The organism is Acinetobacter calcoaceticus ANC 3811 (assembly GCF_000399665.1).
Classification (GTDB): Bacteria; Pseudomonadota; Gammaproteobacteria; order Pseudomonadales; family Moraxellaceae; genus Acinetobacter; species Acinetobacter calcoaceticus_B.
Window position 1 is genome coordinate 89,795 of sequence record NZ_KB976985.1, and the last position, 19,816, is coordinate 109,610.

General features: G+C 39.0%; 20 protein-coding genes. 7 read left to right on the forward strand and 13 right to left on the reverse strand.

The features are described from left to right. Positions 1 to 17: 17 nt before the first annotated feature. A complete protein-coding gene (gene thrH / locus F935_RS00435) occupies positions 18 to 635 on the reverse strand; it encodes a bifunctional phosphoserine phosphatase/homoserine phosphotransferase ThrH (protein WP_016137103.1) in 618 nt (205 codons plus the stop codon). A 184-nt stretch (positions 636 to 819) separates the two neighbouring features. Between thrH and F935_RS00440 the strand changes: the two genes are divergently transcribed. Together F935_RS00440 and F935_RS00445 are read left to right on the forward strand one after the other, a co-directional pair. Continuing rightward, a complete protein-coding gene (locus F935_RS00440) occupies positions 820 to 1,554 on the forward strand; it encodes a phosphoadenylyl-sulfate reductase (RefSeq protein WP_016137104.1) in 735 nt (244 codons plus the stop codon). Between the two features lie 171 nt (positions 1,555 to 1,725). Continuing rightward, on the forward strand, positions 1,726 to 3,111 hold the full coding sequence (locus F935_RS00445) for a WS/DGAT/MGAT family O-acyltransferase (RefSeq protein ID WP_016137105.1): 1,386 nt from the start codon (positions 1,726 to 1,728) through the stop codon (positions 3,109 to 3,111). Between the two features lie 28 nt (positions 3,112 to 3,139). On the opposite strand, the gene F935_RS18095 is transcribed toward F935_RS00445, so the two are convergent. From F935_RS18095 to F935_RS00470, 6 genes are all read right to left on the reverse strand, one after another. Continuing rightward, entirely contained in the window at positions 3,140 to 3,313 is a 174-nt protein-coding gene (locus F935_RS18095) for a PA1571 family protein (RefSeq protein ID WP_002116397.1), read from the reverse strand. A 139-nt stretch (positions 3,314 to 3,452) separates the two neighbouring features. Next, a complete protein-coding gene (gene rng / locus F935_RS00450) occupies positions 3,453 to 4,907 on the reverse strand; it encodes a ribonuclease G (RefSeq protein ID WP_016137106.1) in 1,455 nt (484 codons plus the stop codon). A 107-nt stretch (positions 4,908 to 5,014) separates the two neighbouring features. Further along, complete coding sequence (locus tag F935_RS00455) at positions 5,015 to 5,575, reverse strand: Maf-like protein (RefSeq protein WP_035365917.1); 561 nt, start codon at positions 5,573 to 5,575, stop codon at positions 5,015 to 5,017. Beyond that, positions 5,563 to 6,054 (reverse strand): rod shape-determining protein MreD, encoded by a 492-nt coding sequence (gene mreD / locus F935_RS00460; protein WP_016137108.1) that lies wholly within the window; start codon positions 6,052 to 6,054, stop codon positions 5,563 to 5,565. The genes F935_RS00455 and mreD overlap by 13 nt, the downstream gene beginning before the upstream one ends. After that, complete coding sequence (gene mreC / locus F935_RS00465) at positions 6,041 to 6,898, reverse strand: rod shape-determining protein MreC (protein ID WP_016137109.1); 858 nt, start codon at positions 6,896 to 6,898, stop codon at positions 6,041 to 6,043. Before mreC ends, mreD begins: the two co-directional genes overlap by 14 nt. 16 nt (positions 6,899 to 6,914) lie before the next feature. After that, on the reverse strand, positions 6,915 to 7,955 hold the full coding sequence (locus F935_RS00470) for a rod shape-determining protein (RefSeq protein ID WP_016137110.1): 1,041 nt from the start codon (positions 7,953 to 7,955) through the stop codon (positions 6,915 to 6,917). A 133-nt stretch (positions 7,956 to 8,088) separates the two neighbouring features. On the opposite strand from F935_RS00470, the gene gatC reads away from it, so the two are divergent. From gatC to gatB, 3 genes are read left to right on the forward strand one after another with little or no spacing between them, the layout of a single operon-like run. Further along, entirely contained in the window at positions 8,089 to 8,403 is a 315-nt protein-coding gene (gatC, locus tag F935_RS00475) for an Asp-tRNA(Asn)/Glu-tRNA(Gln) amidotransferase subunit GatC (RefSeq protein WP_000107699.1), read from the forward strand. Between the two features lie 53 nt (positions 8,404 to 8,456). After that, a complete protein-coding gene (gatA, locus tag F935_RS00480) occupies positions 8,457 to 9,935 on the forward strand; it encodes an Asp-tRNA(Asn)/Glu-tRNA(Gln) amidotransferase subunit GatA (protein WP_016137111.1) in 1,479 nt (492 codons plus the stop codon). After that, positions 9,935 to 11,404, forward strand: a complete 1,470-nt coding sequence (gene gatB, locus F935_RS00485) for an Asp-tRNA(Asn)/Glu-tRNA(Gln) amidotransferase subunit GatB (RefSeq protein ID WP_016137112.1) — start codon at positions 9,935 to 9,937, stop codon at positions 11,402 to 11,404. The genes gatA and gatB overlap by 1 nt, the downstream gene beginning before the upstream one ends. Positions 11,405 to 11,452: 48 nt before the next feature. Here the strand turns inward: gatB and F935_RS00490 are convergent, their stop codons facing one another. After that, positions 11,453 to 12,574, reverse strand: a complete 1,122-nt coding sequence (locus F935_RS00490; RefSeq protein ID WP_016137113.1) for a hypothetical protein — start codon at positions 12,572 to 12,574, stop codon at positions 11,453 to 11,455. 328 nt (positions 12,575 to 12,902) lie between these two features. Here F935_RS00490 and F935_RS00495 point away from each other — a divergent pair, with 328 nt between their 5' ends. Next, positions 12,903 to 13,481: a DJ-1/PfpI family protein gene (locus F935_RS00495; protein ID WP_016137114.1), complete on the forward strand. Its 579-nt coding sequence runs from the start codon at positions 12,903 to 12,905 to the stop codon at positions 13,479 to 13,481. Positions 13,482 to 13,560: 79 nt separating this feature from the next. Here F935_RS00495 and F935_RS00500 read toward each other — a convergent pair whose 3' ends face one another. The 3 genes from F935_RS00500 to F935_RS00510 form a co-directional block, all read right to left on the reverse strand. Beyond that, positions 13,561 to 14,079 carry a hypothetical protein gene (locus F935_RS00500; protein WP_004789310.1) on the reverse strand — a complete coding sequence of 173 codons (519 nt, stop codon included), beginning with the start codon at positions 14,077 to 14,079 and terminating at the stop codon, positions 13,561 to 13,563. Positions 14,080 to 14,189: 110 nt separating this feature from the next. Next, a complete protein-coding gene (locus F935_RS00505) occupies positions 14,190 to 14,960 on the reverse strand; it encodes a hypothetical protein (RefSeq protein WP_016137115.1) in 771 nt (256 codons plus the stop codon). Between the two features lie 37 nt (positions 14,961 to 14,997). Beyond that, on the reverse strand, positions 14,998 to 16,062 hold the full coding sequence (locus F935_RS00510; RefSeq protein ID WP_016137116.1) for a DUF1176 domain-containing protein: 1,065 nt from the start codon (positions 16,060 to 16,062) through the stop codon (positions 14,998 to 15,000). Between the two features lie 122 nt (positions 16,063 to 16,184). Here F935_RS00510 and F935_RS00515 point away from each other — a divergent pair, with 122 nt between their 5' ends. Further along, positions 16,185 to 16,934 carry a DUF4850 domain-containing protein gene (locus tag F935_RS00515; protein WP_016137117.1) on the forward strand — a complete coding sequence of 250 codons (750 nt, stop codon included), beginning with the start codon at positions 16,185 to 16,187 and terminating at the stop codon, positions 16,932 to 16,934. Positions 16,935 to 16,975: 41 nt separating this feature from the next. Here the strand turns inward: F935_RS00515 and sbmA are convergent, their stop codons facing one another. Beyond that, positions 16,976 to 18,172, reverse strand: a complete 1,197-nt coding sequence (gene sbmA, locus F935_RS00520; RefSeq protein ID WP_016137118.1) for a peptide antibiotic transporter SbmA — start codon at positions 18,170 to 18,172, stop codon at positions 16,976 to 16,978. Between the two features lie 237 nt (positions 18,173 to 18,409). Continuing rightward, on the reverse strand, positions 18,410 to 19,645 hold the full coding sequence (locus F935_RS00525; RefSeq protein ID WP_016137119.1) for a threonine ammonia-lyase: 1,236 nt from the start codon (positions 19,643 to 19,645) through the stop codon (positions 18,410 to 18,412). Positions 19,646 to 19,816: the final 171 nt, after the last annotated feature.

A 19,816-nucleotide genomic window follows, 5' to 3' on the forward strand; every position in this document is an offset into this window, starting at 1 on the left:
TTTTTATTATTTATTTCTTATGCTGGAATGCTACGATTTGAAACTGAACGGATTGCTTCTTTTAATGCATCATAGCCATGGATAGCTGGGAACTGCGGGAACTCAGCAATCACGTTTGCAGGTGCATCAAATAAGAAACCATGGTCAGCTTCACCCAACATCGTTGTATCGTTATATGAATCACCAGCTGCAATTACGCGGAAATTTAAACCATGGAGTGCCTTAACCGACTCACGTTTTTGATCTGGTTGGCGTAGTTTATAAGCCGTAATCATTCCCTCTTCATCTGTCTCTAATTTATGACAGAAAATTGTTGGCCATCCTAATTGCTTCATTAAAGGATGAGCAAACTCATAGAAGGTATCTGACAGAATCACGAGTTGGAAATGTGTACTCACCCATTCAACAAATTCTTTTGCGCCTGGTAGAGGCCCCATCTCCGCAATAACTTCTTGAATGTCATTTAAGCCTAGACCGTGTTGTTTTAAAATATTCAGACGCTGAGTCATTAAAACATCATAATCCGGAATATCACGAGTTGTCGCCTCGAGTTCTTTAATCCCTGTTTTTTTAGCGAAATTGATCCAGATTTCAGGAACTAAAACCCCTTCAAGATCTAGGCATACGATTTCCATGAATGCTTCCAACGTTGGTTAAAAATTGCTGTATCATACCACTAAGATTTTCAGTTTTGCGTTGTTATTGATCAAATCAATTTTATTCATAAGGATCGAAATTAAAGTGCTAAGCAGTTTATCAACTATCCTTTAGAATATTTTTCATAACTCAATGCGCCCAAGCCTTTTGCCAGGAACACACATGACCGTTATTCCGACTATTGATATCGTAGATGCTCTTGCTGCTGAATATGCAACCAAAAGCCCTCGAGAAATTTTAGAACTTGCCTTAAGCCAACAAGGTGAAATCGCAATTTCTTTTTCGGGAGCAGAAGATGTTGTTTTAATTGATATTGCTTCACGTTTGGGTAAGCCATTCCGTGTCTTTAGTCTCGACACTGGCCGACTGCATGCCGAAACTTATCAATTTATTGAAACTGTCCGTAAACACTACAATATCAATATCGAAATTTGTTTCCCTGAATCTGAAGCTGTTCAAAACATGGTAAACGAAAAAGGTTTATTCAGCTTTTTTACAGATGGGCACCAAGAATGTTGTGGTATTCGAAAAGTTCAGCCATTACGTAAAAAACTTGCAACTCTAGATGGCTGGATTACAGGTCAGCGTAAAGATCAAAGTCCTGGTACACGTACAGAAATTCCAGTAGTACAAGCTGACGTAGGTTTCTCTGGTCCAGATAAGCAACTCATTAAATATAATCCTTTAGCGAACTGGACAAGTGCCGAAGTATGGAGCTACATCCGTATGATGGAAATTCCATATAACCCTCTTCACGAACGTGGTTTTGTTTCTATTGGCTGTGAACCGTGTACACGAGCTGTATTACCGAACCAACATGAGCGTGAAGGACGCTGGTGGTGGGAAGAAGCGACTCAAAAAGAGTGCGGATTGCATGCAGGCAACATGAAAAAGTAGTTTGTTATCAAAAAACCACTGCTAAATCAGTGGTTTTTTTTATGTCATGTTACGTACACAAAGTCATATTTTATCTACTCTAAACGCTATATACTTAATTTTACGGTTCTATAATTCTAATAAGAGCTCAGATAAGGGCTTCTTAGAAAAATGCATGAGGCACAATGATTTATGCGTCCATTACACCCAATTGATTTCATTTTTCTGTCACTTGAAAAAAGACAGCAACCCATGCATGTCGGTGGATTATTTTTATTTGAAATTCCTGAAAATGCACCTGAAACTTTTGTACATGATTTAGTAGAAGATATTAAACGTTCAAAAAGTATTCCTATTCCGCCCTTCAATAACCGTTTAAATGGTCTATTTTGGGATGAGGATGAAGAGTTTGATATCGATCATCACTTTCGCCACATTGCTCTGCCTCATCCTGGCCGTATTCGTGAACTTCTGGTTTATATTTCACAGCAGCATAGTTCATTAATTGATCGCGCAAAGCCTCTTTGGACTTGTGACATTATTGAAGGAATCGAAGGCAATCGTTTTGCCATGTATTTTAAAATCCATCATGCAATGGTCGATGGCGTTGCGGGTATGCGTTTGATCGAGAAATCACTGTCAAAAACACCTGAAGAGAAACACGTGGTTCCTTTATGGTGTGTTGAGAGCAAAAGAATTAAACGCCTAAAAGTGCCGACGCCAAGTACAAGTAAAATTAAAAATATTTTAGGCGGTATCAAGTCTCAACTCGATATAGCTCCTAAAGTCATGCAAGAGTTATCGCAAACTATATTTAAAGAAATGGGCAAAAATCCTGATTATGTTTCTACCTTTCAGGCGCCAGTGTCGATTTTGAATCAAAGAGTAAGTGCTTCACGTCGCTTTGCAGCCCAATCCTTTGAATTGAGCCGCCTTAGAAAGATTTCAAAAGTATTAGGCGTGACAATTAATGATGTTGTGCTGGCAGTATGTTCTGGTGCTTTACGTGAATATTTGATTAGTCAAAATAGCTTACCTAAAAAGCCTCTTATTGCGATGGTTCCAGCTTCATTACGCACCGATGATTCTGATATGAGTAACCGGATTACCATGATTCTGGCAAATTTAGGAACTCATAAAGACCAACCGTTAGAACGTTTAGAAATCATTCGTCGCAGCATGCAAAATTCAAAGCAACGCTTTAGCCGTATGACTGCGAATGAAATTTTAAATTATAGTGCGGTTGTTTATGGTCCTGCAGGATTAAACATCATGTCAGGAATGCTTCCTAAGCGTCAGGCGTTCAATTTAGTCATTTCCAATGTACCAGGGCCACGTGAGCCGCTTTATTGGAATGGCGCGAAATTAGACGCTCTCTACCCTGCTTCGATTGTCATGGATGGACAGGCTTTAAATATTACCATGACCAGTTATTTAGATAAGCTTGAAGTTGGATTAACGGCTTGTCGAAATGCTTTGCCAAAAATGCAAAACCTTTTAACTCATTTAGAAGATGAGATTCAACGTTTTGAAGAAATTATTGCAGAGAAGCAGCTGAAACATCATTCAGCAAGTTAGAAAAACTAAGGGGCTTTGAAACGGCCCCTTATTTTTTGATTGTGCGGCACTGGTTAAGCAACTGATGACATACTGAACGAATCATTGCAGTTGTGATCGGTACTTCTTTACCTTGGTCATTCAACATATAGCAGCTATTTACTGGCGTGCTTTCTAAAACATGTTTAAGACCGTTGCTAATTAGGTTTTCACTTACATTCATGGGTTATACCTCTTATTGTTTGCTAAGACGTTAAATAGGGAGAACGTCTACGGCTACTGTATGTAAGTAGTATTTAAAATTCATGAATGAAAGTAAAATTTCAGTTGTAACAAGGATTAAGCGATATCTTGTTACAACTTTAACTTAAAATGATATCGTATTGCTCTTGCGTATATAAATTTTCGACCTGAAATTTAATGACACGGTTGATGAAATGCTCTAAATCGGCCACTGCTGGCGCTTCTGCTGTTAATAATCGGTCAATCACAGAAGGATGAGCAACGACAGTAAAGCCACTCGTTGACTCAAATGCACGGGTATATCGTAATATCTCACGAAATATTTCGTAACACACTGTCTCTGCTGTTTTGACAAAACCACGCCCTTGACAGGTTGGACACGACTCACACAGCAAATGTTCTAACGATTCACGTGTTCGTTTACGCGTCATTTCGACAAGACCAAGTTCTGAAACCTGAGTAATTTTGGTCTTGGCATGATCGCGCTCAAGCATTTTTTCAAACTGACGCATCACCTCTTCACGGTGAATTGCCTCTTGCATGTCAATAAAATCAATAATGAGAATACCACCCAAATTACGCAGTCTAAGTTGACGCGCGATAACTTGAGTCGCTTCCATATTGGTTTTAAAAACAGTGTCTTCAAGACTACGACCACCGACATATGAACCGGTATTAACATCAATCGTTGTCATGGCTTCAGTCTGGTCGATCATCAGATAACCACCCGATTTCAAAGCAACGCGCGTTTGAAGGGCTTTTTGAATATCTTCTTCGACATTATAAAGATCAAATAGTGGTCGCTCACCCGGATAATGAATGAGTCGATTCTGCATATTCGGAACAAATTCTTCGACAAACTCAAGAAGCTTGGCATGAATTTCTCTCGAATCGACATAGATCTTTGCAGTCTCTTCGCTTGCTAAATCTCGAATAATACGCTGAGGTAATGGCAGCTCTTCAAAAATTAAAGAAGGAACCGCAACATCAATTTGCTTCCGTTGGATGTATTCCCATAATTTACTCAGATAGCACATATCCCGTGCAATTTCTGCCTCATCTACACCTTCGGCAGCCGTACGTACAATCACACTACCCGGCAAATTATGTTCAGATTGAATACTTTCAATAATATTACGTAGTCGCTCTCGTTCTTCTTCAGACTCAATACGCTGCGATACACCAATATGATTACCGTAGGGCATTAGAACCAGATAACGAGAAGGAATTGAAAGATCGGTGCTGAGACGTGCACCTTTTGTACCCAACATATCTTTCATTACTTGGACAGTAAGAGTTTGCCCCGGGTGTAAGAGTTCAAAAACGTTTGGAGTAGGCTGCGAACGTGGCCAAACCATATCATTGATATGTAAGAAAGCTGTTCGAGATAAACCGATATCAACAAAAGCAGCCTGCATGCCCGGAAGCACTCGCACGACTTTACCCTTGTAAATATTGCCGACTAGACCGCGCTTGACTGTACGCTCGACATACAGCTCATTAACAGTTCCATTTTCGATTAATGCCACCCGACACTCCATAGGCGTGACATTAATAAGTAATTCTTCTGACATACATAAACTCAAAGCATTATAAAATTTTTATTAAAGAGTCAGAGAAGCTGTTAACTTTGCCTAATGTTTATCGACAATGCTATTCAATTAAGAATGATAACAACCCCTTATGTCTTTACTCTTTTTAATAACTGTGCAAATTCGTATAAAGGAAGTCCTACCACATTACTATAACTTCCTTGAATTTGGGGAATATATTGAGAAGCAATCCCTTGAATTGCGTATCCACCCGCCTTCCCCACAGGCTCACCTGTAGTCCAATAATCTTCCATATCTTGCGTAGTCAGATGCTGGAATTCGACTTGTGTTTGCACTACCTGACTTAACAGTTGTTGTTGCGTAGCAATGCATAGTCCAGAAAACACATCATGCCAACGTCCAGATAATTGTTTCCATATCTCAAAAGCATGGCTTTTTGATTCGGGCTTACCAATAATTTGACCATCAAGCCCAAGACTTGTGTCGGCAGCAATAACAATTGCTTCTGGAAAAAGTTTTAATACAGTTTGTGCTTTTTCTCTCGCTAAACGTTCAACATAATGATGAACCAGCTCATTTTCATGTACCGACTCATCAATATCAGGACTATAGATTTCAAAATCTAAACCCAGTTGTTGCAACAGCTCTTTCCGACGAGGAGAGCTAGATGCTAAAACTATATGCGCCATTTTGCCAAACAATAATAGACGATTGGCCATGTGATGATACTTGTCATCAATGGTTGCCAATGTCTAGCAATCGAAAAATGAATTCCACCCATGGTCTGGGTTACCCACATAAATGCTAAATGAGCAATAATGACCAGAGTTGCAATTGTCCATAAATTACCAAAGGTTAAAATACGGCGCTCGCGAATTAAAAATCGGGTAAGAAAAGCCATAATTACAAAGCTTAAAGCATTGAGACCTAAAGGAGCATCAAGCAATAAGTCTGTAAAAATCCCCATTCCAAACGCAAACCAGATCCCACACCACGTTGGCTGACATACCACCCAAAACAGCATAATCATCAACATGAATAATGGGCGCCAACCTGAAATATCGTAGGATAGCGGGTAAACCATGAGCACAGAAGCCACAATCACAGAGATAATTATTACCCATAATGGATCTTGGCGCTTTTCTCGCTTCAGTTTAGCGATCGGCATATGGCTGCTCCTGCGCTAATGACTCTGAGAAAAGTATAACTACATGGTGCCCTGTTGCTAGTTGTGCGGCTGGTGTAACATCAATTTCTGCAAACTCACCTGAATTATGGCGTCTTACTTTGGCAACTGTACCCACTGCGTACCCTGCTGGGAAATGTTCACCCAAGCCTGAGCTAAATACTTTATCGCCCACTTGAATATTCGCACTCGTCGGGACATATTCCATTTTTAAACGGCCCAAATCACCTGTACCAGAAACAATCGCACGCATTCCAGTGCGTTCAAGACGGACCGAAAGTGAGTGTTCTTTATCTGATAACAACATTACACGTGAGCTATGAGGATATACATTAATGATCTGCCCCATAATCCCCTTATCATCCAGAACGGTTTGACCGACCTTTAAATGGTCCATAGAGCCACGGTTAACAATGATGATATGACGCAATGGGTCTGCATCTGTCCCAATCACTTCGGCAATCTCCATACGTCCATCAATAATTAATGGAGTATCAAGAAGACCTCGCAAACGGGTGTTTTCAGCTGACAATTCAGAAAGCTTTTGTAAGCGGACTTGAGCTTGTAAAAGCTCAGCCTGCATCGCAGTATTTTCACGACGCAGTTGTGCTTCAGATTTTGTTTGTTGATTCAGCCATTCTCTCGACAGTACTGGATAACTGGCCAATGCATAAATTGGGTTATATGCAGCGTACAAGACATCCCTTGCTGGCTGAATTACATACGGCATGCGCCAATCAAAGAACAGCACAACCAAGCATGTAATAACCGCAATAATGAACGAGCGGAAAGATGGCGGCTGTCTTGAAAAAATATTCGGTTGCACCGCCTAATCCTTAAACTTAACCAACAAAAAGCATGTCATGGTTCGGATTGTCAAAGAATTCCAATACTTTACCACCACCACGGGTCACACAAGTAAGAGGATCTTCGGCAACCATAACAGGTAAACCAGTTTCTTGAGCTAACAATTTATCGAGGTTACGAAGTAACGCACCACCACCTGTCAACACAATACCGCGCTCGGCAATATCAGAAGAAAGCTCTGGAGGAGTTTGCTCAAGTGCTGATTTCACTGCGCTTACAATGTTTTGTAATGGATCAGAGATTGCTTGAGTAATTTCGTCAGAAGTTACAGTAATTGCACGAGGCACACCTTCTGCAAGGTTACGGCCACGTACTTCGATTTCTAATGTTGTGCCATCAGAAATAGCCATACCTACTTCTTTTTTAATGATTTCTGCTGTGGTTTCACCAATCACGCAACCATGAGCTTTACGAACATAATTGATGATTTGCTCATCAAAAACATCACCGCCGATGCGTAAAGAGTCAGCATAGACACAACCTTGCAATGAAATAATTGCAATTTCAGTTGTACCACCACCAACATCCACAACCATAGAACCACATGCCTGTTCAACTGGCATACCTGCGCCAATTGCAGCAGCCATAGGCTCTTCAATGAGACGAACATCGCGGGCACCAGCATTAAATACTGCTTCGCGAATTGCACGACGCTCGACCAAAGTTGATTTACATGGTACACATACAACCACACGAGGTGCAGGTGGGAACAAACGTTTTTCGTGAACTTTACCAATAAACTGATTTAACATGGTTTCAGTCACTTCAAAATCCGCAATTACACCGTCTTTCATTGGACGAATTGCAGAAATATTCGCAGGCGTACGGCCTAACATTTGCTTAGCATCTAGTCCTACAGCAGCAACAATTTTTTGTGAACCACTGTGACGAATTGCCACAACTGTTGGTTCATTTAATATAATGCCGCGGCCTGGTGCATAAATAAGTGTATTTGCAGTACCTAAATCAATGGCTAGATCCGGCGAAAACAAGCCAATTAGTCGTTTTAGAATCACGGTTCGTTCTCAGTTAAACTTTCATGTGGATGCAAGGTGGCAACTTTAAACTAAATGTGATGATTTGAACAAGTCAATCGCTTATTATAACGCACGATATTTTGAAAATTTTTAATACTGATTAGGTGATGTTATGTCTACATCGGATGCACAGCATTCAGCAGATTTAAATGCACAAACAGTTTCAGCAATCGCCAATCTTGCTCGATTGTCGCTCAATGATACGCAATCTGCTGAATATGCTCAAAGTCTAAATAAAATTTTAGGCATGATGGAAACCTTAAAAGGCATTGATACTGAAGGCGTAGAACCTTTAAAAAGTCCTTTTGATAATCCTCAACCTTTACGTGCTGATGTGGTAACAGAAAGCAATCATCGAGATGAATACCAAGCAGTTGCACCAGCAACTCAAGATGGTTTGTATCTTGTTCCTCGCGTGATTGAATAACTTTTACTCAATTAACCCATCTTCCCTATTTTGAATGTAAAGAAATTTTACTCATGACTGATTTACATCGCTTATCAATTCGTGAACTTGCTGAGGGCTTAAGCCAAGCGAAGTTTTCATCTCGCGAACTGACTGAACACTATTTGCAACGTATTGCGAAACTCGATTCACAAGTTAAAAGCTATGTGACGGTTACACCTGAACAAGCACTTGCAGAAGCTGATGCGGCTGATGCTGTATTAAAAGCAGGTAATGCAACTGCTCTAACGGGTATTCCTCTGGCACACAAAGATATTTTTTGTACCAAAGGCATTAAAACAACTGCTGGTTCAAGAATTCTTGATAACTTCATCTCTCCTTACGATGCAACTGTTGTTGAAAAAACTAAAGCTGCTGGTCTTGTCACTTTAGGTAAAGTGAACATGGACGAGTTTGCCATGGGTTCAACTTCAGAAAGCTCATATGTTGGCGCAACGAGTAACCCATGGGCACTTGATCGTGTTCCGGGTGGTTCATCTGGTGGCTCTGCTGCTGCCGTAGCTGCTGATTTAGCACCTTTCGCTACTGGTACTGACACAGGTGGTTCAATTCGCCAACCTGCTTCTTTCTGTGGCTTAACAGGCTTAAAACCTACTTATGGTCGTGTATCTCGCTTCGGGATCATTGCCTACGCATCATCTTTAGACCAAGCAGGTCCAATGGCACGCTCTGCTGAAGACTGTGCTTACCTCATGAATGTAATTGCAGGCCATGATGCAAAAGACTCAACTTCTGTTAAAAAAGAAGTTGATGACTACATTGCGAACTTAAATGGTACATCTGTAAAAGGTTTACGCATTGGTATTCCTAAACAGTACTTTAACGTTGTTGGTTTAGATGCTGACGTAAAAGCTCGTGTTGAAGAGTCTTTGAAAAAGCTTGAAGAAATGGGTGCAACGCTTCTTGAGATCGATCTCAACATGACTGAGGCTTATGTACCAACGTATTACCTCATTGCGCCAGCAGAAGCATCTTCTAACCTGTCTCGTTATGACGGGGTTCGTTATGGTCACCGCTGTGAAAACCCAGCCGACTTAATGGATCTTTACAAGCGTTCACGTTCAGAAGGTTTTGGTCCAGAAGTTCAGCGCCGTATCTTAATTGGTACTTATGCACTCTCTGCAGGTTATTACGATGCTTACTATGTGAAAGCTCAAAAAGTACGTCGTTTAATTCAACAAGACTTCTTAAAAGCATTTGAAAATGTAGATGTGATTGCGGCTCCTTCTGCACCAACGACTGCTTATAAAATTGGTGCAAACTTAAGTCCAACTGAAATGTATTTAGGCGATATCTATACACTTGCAGTGAACTTAGCAGGCTTACCAGCAATTAATGCTCCTGTTGGTTTTGATAAAGACAGCTTACCTGTAGGCCTTCAATTGATTGGCAACTACTGGTCAGAATCACAATTATTATCGATTGTTCATCAATACCAACAAAACACCGATTTCCATACTCAACGTGCGGCAATTGCTGAGGAGAATGCATAATGGCTGAAGCTCAAAAGTTGAAATTGATTGACGGTTGGGAAGTCGTTATTGGTATCGAGATTCACACTCAGCTTGCGACCAATTCTAAAATTTTCTCTGGTTCATCGACTGAATTTGGTCAAGACCCAAACACGCAAGCAAGCCTTGTAGACTTGGCAATGCCGGGTGTGTTGCCTGTTCTGAATGAAAAAGTGGTTGATCTTGCTATCCGCTTTGGTTTGGGTATCGATGCATACATCGACAAAGCATCTGTGTTTGCACGTAAAAACTACTTCTACCCCGACTCTCCAAAAGGCTATCAAATTAGCCAAATGGATAACCCGATTGTTGGCTTAGGTCACATTGATATTCAGCTTGAAGATGGCTCGACTAAACGCATTGGTGTAACTCGTGCTCACCTTGAAGAAGATGCGGGTAAATCTATTCATGACCAATTTGAAGGCATGTCTGGAATTGACTTAAACCGTGCTGGCACACCTTTACTTGAAATCGTTTCTGAACCTGACATGCGTTCGGTTGAAGAAGCAGTGGCATATATCAAATCAATTCACACACTTGTGCGTTGGTTAGGTATTTCCGACGGCAACATGGCTGAAGGTTCATTCCGTGCTGACTGTAACGTGTCTTTACGTCGTCCGGGTCAACCGTTTGGTACGCGCTGTGAGCTTAAAAACCTCAACTCATTCCGTTTTATTGAACAAGCAATCAATGTTGAAATTGAACGTCAAATGGAAATTTTGGAATACGGCGGAAGCATTGACCAAGAAACTCGTTTGTTCGATCCAAACAAAATGGAAACGCGTTCAATGCGTTCGAAAGAAGAAGCGAACGATTACCGCTATTTCCCAGATCCAGACTTGTTACCAGTGATTATTGCAGATGAGCAAATTGAAGCTGCTCGCGCTGCACTTCCAGAGCTTCCAGCGGCACGCCGTGCACGCTTTATCGCAGAATTTGCTGTAACTGAATACGATGCACATGTACTTACGCTTTCACGCGAAATGGCAGACTTCTTTGAAGCTGTTGTGGCTGCTGCGGGCGGTGCTGCACAAGGTAAAGTATCGGCAAACTGGGTAATGGGCGAATTCTCAGGCGCATTAAACAAAGCTAACCTAGATTTGGCAGACTCACCTGTTTCAGCTGAACAGCTTGGCGGCATGATTGCACGTATTATTGACAATACCATTAGCGGTAAGATTGCAAAACAAGTCTTTGGCTTTATGTGGGAATCGGAAGGCAAATCTGCCGATGACATCATTGCTGAAAAAGGCTTAAAGCAAGAAACTGACACTGGGGCGATTGAAGCAATCATTAAAGAAGTACTTGCAGCTAATGAAAAAATGGTTGAAGAATACAAGTCAGGTAAAGAAAAAGCCTTTAATGGTCTTGTAGGTCAAGTCATGAAAGCTTCTAAGGGTAAAGCCAACCCTGCTCAAGTAAATGAATTAATGAAAAAATTGATTGGTTAATCTGATCAGTTCTAGAAAAGAAAACCCGCTTTAGAGCGGGTTTTCTTTTTACAATTCTTTCAAAATTGGTACATACATAAATGCTTCATTATTAGCATTTATGTCTAGTAATAAGCTACTTATCTCTTTCTCAATAGGTTCTTGTAATTTTCCACTCTCAATACTGTACCGAATTTCCAATAATTCAAATTTATCATCTTCAACTTTTGATAATAATCGTGTACTTAAATATTCGCCTTGAATCTTTGTATTTCGCCAGTATTGCATTGCTTGAGGCCTATCTCTAATATAATACTCATCAGAAAAAATAATATATTTTGGTTTTAAAACTGAAACAAATACACCAATATTTCTCCAAAATATATATTTAGCAAGCTGTACTGGAAGCATATGTGGTATATATTTCATACATTTAAAATTTTCATCAAAGAAAGCTACGTATTGTAAAATTGATCCATTACAACGAAAATTTAATAAATTTAAATCTGAGTGAATATCAAGTAATTCTTGTTTTGTCAAAACAGTATTGAACTGAGAAAATAATCGTGAAAATTCATTTTTTAGCTCAATACTTAACTTCCCACCTCTATATAGCCTTTCTTCAAGAAAATTTTCTCTACTGAAATTAATCTCTTTTTTATAAGTTTTAGTTTTAAAAGAGATACTTTTAAAATTAGTCAGCTCAATATATTGATATGTATGTGTAATATTAAATTCAGATAAAACTTCATCGGGGGTTTTAATAGTAAAATTATTTTTCTCATCTATTCTATGGTTAAGATCTATACAGCACTCGTAGAGCCGTGCATAGACATACTGCATAGCGCTCACCAAATCCATGTTTTCTAATTTTGGCTCTTTCCAACTACGTCCTATCCAGATAGCAGAGTCTTTATAACTATATTGATCCAAATGCTTTTTAGCCCAATTTCTGAGGCCTTCTATTCCCAAAAAAACTAAATCATCTTTTTGAATTTTTAGATAAATATCTTCTTTGGAACGGTATCCAAAAGCAAGTTTAACCTCGAGTTTTGAATAAATTGGAATATCTGACTGCTTTTCTATAATATTTCTAGTATCTACAGACCATCTCATTACTGAGTCAGCCTTCCATATAGCATTATCTAAATGAATGGAACAATCTCTTAGTCTTTTTGTCCAATTCCCCATATAAACACCTTAAATTTTATAAAATTCAATTTATTACAGTTATTATAGACACCTTAAATATTACACTAAAATGATTAACAAAAAAGTATTCTTCATCACCAAAATTAAAGACTTAGAACTACTAAACTTTCAAAGTCCTTTTTTATGCGTGATTTTTTAATCTGTCTAAATATTTCGTTTAAAAAAAGCCTCGATTTATCGGTTTTTTACATCCTTACGAAACATTCTTCGACTAAAGAATGCGCTTTTTTCTAAAAATCATACTTTCATTGTGCTAATTTAAATTAAAAATTGAAATCACATATATTTTAAATAAGAGAGATAAATCATGTTTAAAAAGATTTTAATGTTGGTCGGTGACTATGCCGAAGACTATGAAACCATGGTTCCTTTTCAGTTCTTAACTGGTTTAGGTTATACCGTGCATGCTGTTTGCCCAAATAAAAAAAACGGTGACCATATTGCTACTGCTATTCATGATTTTGAAGGCGAGCAAACTTATAGCGAAAAACGTGGCCACAACTTTGCGATTAACTATGATTTTGATGCCGTTAACACTGAAGACTATGTAGGTCTAGTTATTCCGGGTGGTCGAGCACCAGAATATTTACGTATGAATGATCGTGTTATCGAAATTGTGCGTGAGTTCGATAGAGTGAAAAAACCAATAGCAGCCGTATGCCATGGCGCTCAGTTACTCGCTGCGGCAGATGTATTACAAGGTCGCCTCTGCTCAGCTTATCCAGCATGTGCTGCGGAAGTAAAATTGGCAGGTGGGCAATATGCCGATATTGCTGTGACTGAAGCAGTTACAGATGGTCATTTGGTAACTGCCCCAGCTTGGTCTGCACACCCAGCTTGGTTAGCACAATTTGTGAAAGTTTTAGGCGCTAAGATTACTATTTAAATAGATCTCTTCATTCCAATTAAAATAAAGCCTGCTGAATAAATAGCAGGCTTTATTACTAAAATAGAAAACTAGATTTTTAACGTGTAATTCCCAACTTATTCCAAATTTCTGGTGTTAAAAACGTCGTCACCAATTTATTTAAGTCGATATAGCGTAATGTGCCCTGCAACTGCTGTTTAACTGCGGGATCTTTAACAATATCTTCACCCGCACTTTGACCTAACTGCTGGAAAGCCTCCCCAACTGCCTTCACACCTTCAGCCTGAATCACAGCTTTAGTTTGCGTAGAACATTGCTCCACAATCACACGTTGTAAAACCTGTGCTAGTTTCTGATCTAACTGATCCTTTTGCTCAGGCGTTACATTACTAAATGCTTTTAAATCGGGATGGGCAGCTAAAGCCGTAAATGTCCATTGAAGCACAGTGGTTTTGTCTGAAGCCGTTGTAGCCTTAACTAAACAGTCACTTAACTGATCAACCGTTGGACCCGCCATCGCAATTTGTGTTGTACCCAGTACAGCAACTGCCATACAAACTGAACGGCTCAAATGTGAAAACTTACGGCGAGCAATCGCATAAACTTGACGTGACATAGGTCTAGCTCCAATAAACAATCTGTTCTTTGTATCACAGAGCTAGTGGTGTTACCTGTTATGACTCTGTAAATCGTCTATTTCTTCAAATTTAACAATTACTTTAATAATTAGCCCATTCCGGCATAATTCCATGCTTCTGGAATATTTGGCTGTTCTGGTGCTTTATTTAAATCAATATTTAAGTTTCTACTGCCCTGATAAGATTTTTCATCTGAATCTGAGGCAGGTGATACGCTTAAACTATAACGATAGCGGAATTGCCACATTAGCGGTTTGACTGGACGAAGATCCAAACTTAAAGAATCCTCATCATGACAATTTCCTTGAGAACTTTCATAATCTTGCTCAGAAAAACAAGCTCTGATCATACGACTAAAACTAAATGGATAATTCGCAATAAATTGATGTGTAGTGCCAGCATCTGTTAACTCATAAAAACTAGCTCGTTCAATATTCGCACCGCCTCCTGAGTACATTTCAGAAAATGAATCGATTACAGCAATTGCATAACGATTTTGGGTTATGGGAAAAAGCTTAGGAAAGATAAACTGCCCATCAGATGCACCCTCCTTTTGAGTAGAAAGATTTACATGCCACTGTTTCGATAGTTTGAGTCCCGTTGCAGAGTTGTTAAATTGAAGAATATCTTCACCTGACAAAAGCCATAACTGCCGATCTGCTGTTTTTAAAACCCGCCATTGGTCCGGATGCTCGCAGAGATTTTTAACTTGTATGCAAAGTTGTTCCTGCTCATTCTGACTTAATTGTGTTTTTTTAAACTCTAAAATACTTAAGGGTGCAGCAAAAGCAGGCTTGGCAAAACAAGCAAACATTCCTACTATAACTAAGAAAGCTATCTCTATTTTACTTCTACTCATTTTTTCTTTTCCTAATGAGATTTTTTCAACAAAATGGCTATTTTACAATAGCTTCAATTCGATCGAGCTCCCACACTCCACCTGCTGCCAAACCTTTACACATCCCTGTCCACATATTTTTCGTATGTACAAAACTCTTGCCATCCCACACCCATTCTTCACTTGCCCAGCAATCGCCTATACCTCTTCCTTTTTGAGCACTACTAATAATTCCACTATCGAAATCAGAAGCTGTTTCTGTCACAAACGTTGCTTTACCAGTCAAAGACTCATCGAGTACCCATGCCCCATACCCTTCGTTATAAGCCCCTCTCCAACACAGCGTAGTCGCGAGAACTTTCTTATTGGTTAGTTTATATAGCTCGATTTCTTGTGGTTCAGCTCCATCACTATTACCACCATAAACTCCTTCACAAAAGTCTTCTTTTGGATTTGGATTAACTGCCATCAAGCTACGGTGTATTGCTTGATACTGCTTGCTTTTCGGTTGTAGCGTTAAATAAGGTTTAGCTGTAGTTTTAATATGTTTAACAACCAGTTTTGGCTCAGGCATAAGTACTTTAGTTTCATTGGCACTGCCCTTTTTAACCAAAGCTCCAACAGTCCCAATACGCTTCTGAAAATCATCCATTTTTAATAAAACAGCAGTCATTCCTGCATCGGAAATTTTCCATTCATGCTGAGTATTTTTAAATATAATTTCAGTTTTCTGTTTAGACTGTTGTAGTACAGCGTTGACTTGTGAATTATTCAATTTCCCCATCAATGGCAAATCGGTACCATCTATAGTTACAGTGCCTAAATCTTTGCCATTTACATAAAAATGAATATTTTTAAGCTGATTGGTTGGCAAGCTTTGCTCATAGTCTGATAAAGCAAATTCAGCTTGCACAGCTTGTTTTGGCCCTGCTTTACGTACCAATAAAAGCGATGCCGGATTATCGCCATTTTCTTCATTTTGATAACCTGCGGCTTTACATGTACCCGTATTGCTACAAGAGATTTCCCACTCTTGGTGTGAAAATGAAATACCTCTTATTTCTTGGGCAAAACTATAAGAACTCATTACCGTTAAACAGCAAATTGAAAGCATTTTTTTCATTTTTTCATGTCTCTGCTGGTCTGTTTTATTATTAAGTTAAAACAGTTTAAAATTTTGGACTAACATCTAGTTTAAAAGAATATGCTAGGTTTATATAAAATTTAAATGATTACTTTTTAAAAATGAAAAAACTGAATTTTTTATTATGCACAATATTAGTCAGTATCACTTCAAGTGCCTATGCAGAAGTAGAAAGCTTTACACCTCATTTCCCCAAATTTTATAGCTCTGCTGCCACCCGCAAAGCAGATAATCAATTCTACTATCTAGGAGAGGCAAAGTTTTTAAACGGCGTTACAGTCCCGTTTTATGGTGTTACAGCACAAAGCCCAACAGAGAATGGTTTACTGAAAGATTTTGAGACCTGTACACCTAAAAGTTGCCGTTTTAATTTTAAACTCGATGCTCAACATGCCAAGCAACTCAAGCTTGTTGCATTACCTGAAACAGGTTTAGTGCTCATTCCAAAAAACTGGCAAGATGTGCAAGCAAATGCAGGTGCTAATGGAACTGGTTTTGCTTTAGTAATGAGTCCAGATCAAAAACAAGCAATAGAACTTTATGATTCTTCGTTTTGTGTCGGTTGCGGGCTACCAAACGCAACACTCTATTTCCCAGAGTTGTTAAAAGAAAGCCTTGAAAATGAGTTCGGTGGTTATAAAGACCCGAAAAAACTAATTAATATTGTTCATCCTTCTAAGAAAGTGGCTTTTTTTAGTTATCAAATTACCCAAGTGAACAATAAAACGCATGGTATTGCTAAATACCATGATGAAGACACTTTCAACTATAAAGAAATTCAAGTCACCTTAGATAAATCTCAACAGCATTTAGTAGGACCTATCCTTAATTTTTATAATGCGACTCATTAAATCCACACCTGTAAAGAAAACCCGCTTTCGCGGGTTTTCTTTTATTTATGTAGTATCGATTCAAAAGCCTTTAAACGCTTATAAATCGAAAGTAGTTCAATAATTGTTTTCCATGAACTAATTAAATATTGGAAAGATTCACGGACCTTATCGAATACACCGCCAATTTGGTTAATCAAGCCTAACGTCATCTTTCCACTTGCAATTGCAGGGAATAAAACGACTAGACTATATAAAATATCTAACTGCTTATACCAAGTTGCTACCAAGTTAAAGTAAGCATAATGGAAATAGAGTCGGAAGTAGTTTTTACGAACTCGGCTAAATAGCTCTTTTAAAGTAGCTGGTCTTGCACGATCTGCATGATCTTCACCATAAACTAACTCTTTACGATAAGCCGCTTCTACTTTTTGATTATTAAATTGCAATCCAGGTAATTTAATACCCACGACCATTAAGAGAACAGTACCAAAAGCAGCCCATACAATTGCGGCCCATACTAGAGAATGTTCTAACTCACCGACAATTGGTAAAACGGGAACATGTTTAGACAGTTGAAATAAAATAGGTAAAAAGGCAATTAAGATCATCACAGCTTTTACCAGTTCAACCCCTAAGTCTTCCATAATAGTTGCAAAGCGCATGGTATCTTCTTGTACACGCTGTGAAGCACCTTCGACATGACGCAGCTTTTCCCAATGCTCTGTGTAGTATTCATTCATTGCCGTACGCCAACGAAATACATAATGGCTTGTGAAAAAAGCATTAATAACAGCAAGAGTCACAGCAACCATAGCAATATAAAGAAAAACTAAAGTCTCACTATATAGTGCCGAGAGGTCTCCACCACCATCGGAAAGCATTTTTTGGATTAAATCCCAAAAAGGAACATACCATGCATTAATGGCCACACTGACCTGAACACCAAACCAGATGTTAAATAAAATAAATGCTGAACCCCAGATAGACCATCGCTGCCATGGATTATTAGAAATAATTTTCCAAAATCCAGCAAAAAGTACAGTAGAGACTAGAAACCAGACATAGAACCATAAGAAAGTTGGAGACCAAAAACGGCTCACACCTACAGGTAGTTGTGAATCATGGTAACCCTTAGCAAACCCAATAAAAGTTCCCCACGTGTTTCCACCTGAGTACCAGAGCACCATATTGAGTGCGATCCAAATAACCGCAGATATGAAAAAATACCGTGGTGATGGAAAAAATGATTTGAACATTAAGCGTGGATATCCTTATATTTCTTCAAATTTACAATGAGAAGAATACTAAAACCTAAACCTTAAAATTGTGAAGTGCAAAGTTTAGAGAATTGTCAGTTTTTCTCGTTTCATTGAAGGATTTGATCGTTTTTTTGTAAATTCATCCCTTTTGGGCAATTTAATCCATTTAAATTGCCTTGTATATGACTCTCGATAGAGCCATATACGGCTTTTATAACATAGCAATATCAGAGATTAAATCTCTTCTTTACGAACAATATAGCCTTCCAACTGCATTGCCTGAATGAGCAAATCTAGATCCGAAGCGCTTTTAAGCTCAACATCAACACTCACTGCACTTTCTTTGGCGCGGCTGGTTGCTGCAAAGCGCTCATGACGCAATTCATAAATATTACCGCCTTGCTCAGCAATAATTGCTGTTAAACGAGCTAAAGCACCCGGATTATCTGGTAATTCAACACGAATACGGACCATACGCCCTGTACGCGTTAAATGACGTTGCAATACAGAAACCATAACGCGTGTATCAATATTGCCACCAGACAGCACTACACCCAATTTATGACCTAAAAAGAGATCAGGACGAGACATAATTGCAGCAATACCTGTTGCACCTGCCCCTTCACACACTGTTTTCTCAATATTAAGTAACAGTGCAATTGCCTCTTCAATCATGTCTTCTGTGACAACAACAATGTCATCAACATTTTGTTTAGCAATTTGAGTCGTAAGCTCACCCGGAGTTTTTACCGCGATACCTTCTGCAACTGTCGAACCCATTGAAACTGCATGCTGATAATTGCACAGTATTTTTGCCATACTTGGGTATACAACAGATTGCACCCCAATCACTTTAATTTTGGGATTTATAGCCTTAGCAGCAATCGCAATACCAGAAATTAGGCCACCACCGCCAATTGGTACAACTAAAATGTCTAGTTCAGGCACAGCTGCAAGCATTTCGAGCGCAATGGTTCCTTGACCTGCAATAACTTCTGCATCATCGAATGGATGGATAATCGTTAAAGATTCTTCTTGTGCTAAACGATGCATTTCAGCAGCAGCTTCTGAAAAGTCTTGTCCGTGCAAAATAACGCGTGCTCCGTATTCACGTACTCGCTGCACTTTTACATTAGGCGTAGATTTCGGCATCACAATGGTCGCTGTTACCCCTGTGCGCTGAGCATGATACGCTACGCCTTGCGCATGATTGCCTGCCGAAGCTGCAATAACACCATGTTGTTTTTCTTGGTCAGATAAACACAACAGTTTATTCAGTGCACCCCGTTCTTTAAAAGAAGCTGTAAATTGTAAGTTTTCAAATTTCAGCCACATCTCAGCCCCTAAGGTTTTAGAAATGGTTTCTGAGAAAACAAAAGGAGTTTTTACGACTAAACCTTCCAAACGCTCTGCGGCAGCATGAACATCATCTAATGTTGGAAACCCATTTTTAACCTGTTGCTGTATCATTTATCTAGTCAGCCTCAATACATTACAAATCAATTATTTTTTAAAAATGACATCAATATTTTATATTGGTCATCAGAGTTTTCAGCATATCCAACATGTACCTAATATACAAAAATTTTTATTCCAAAAATTAAGGATTTAAACTCACACAAAAAAAGCCCTAATCAGGCT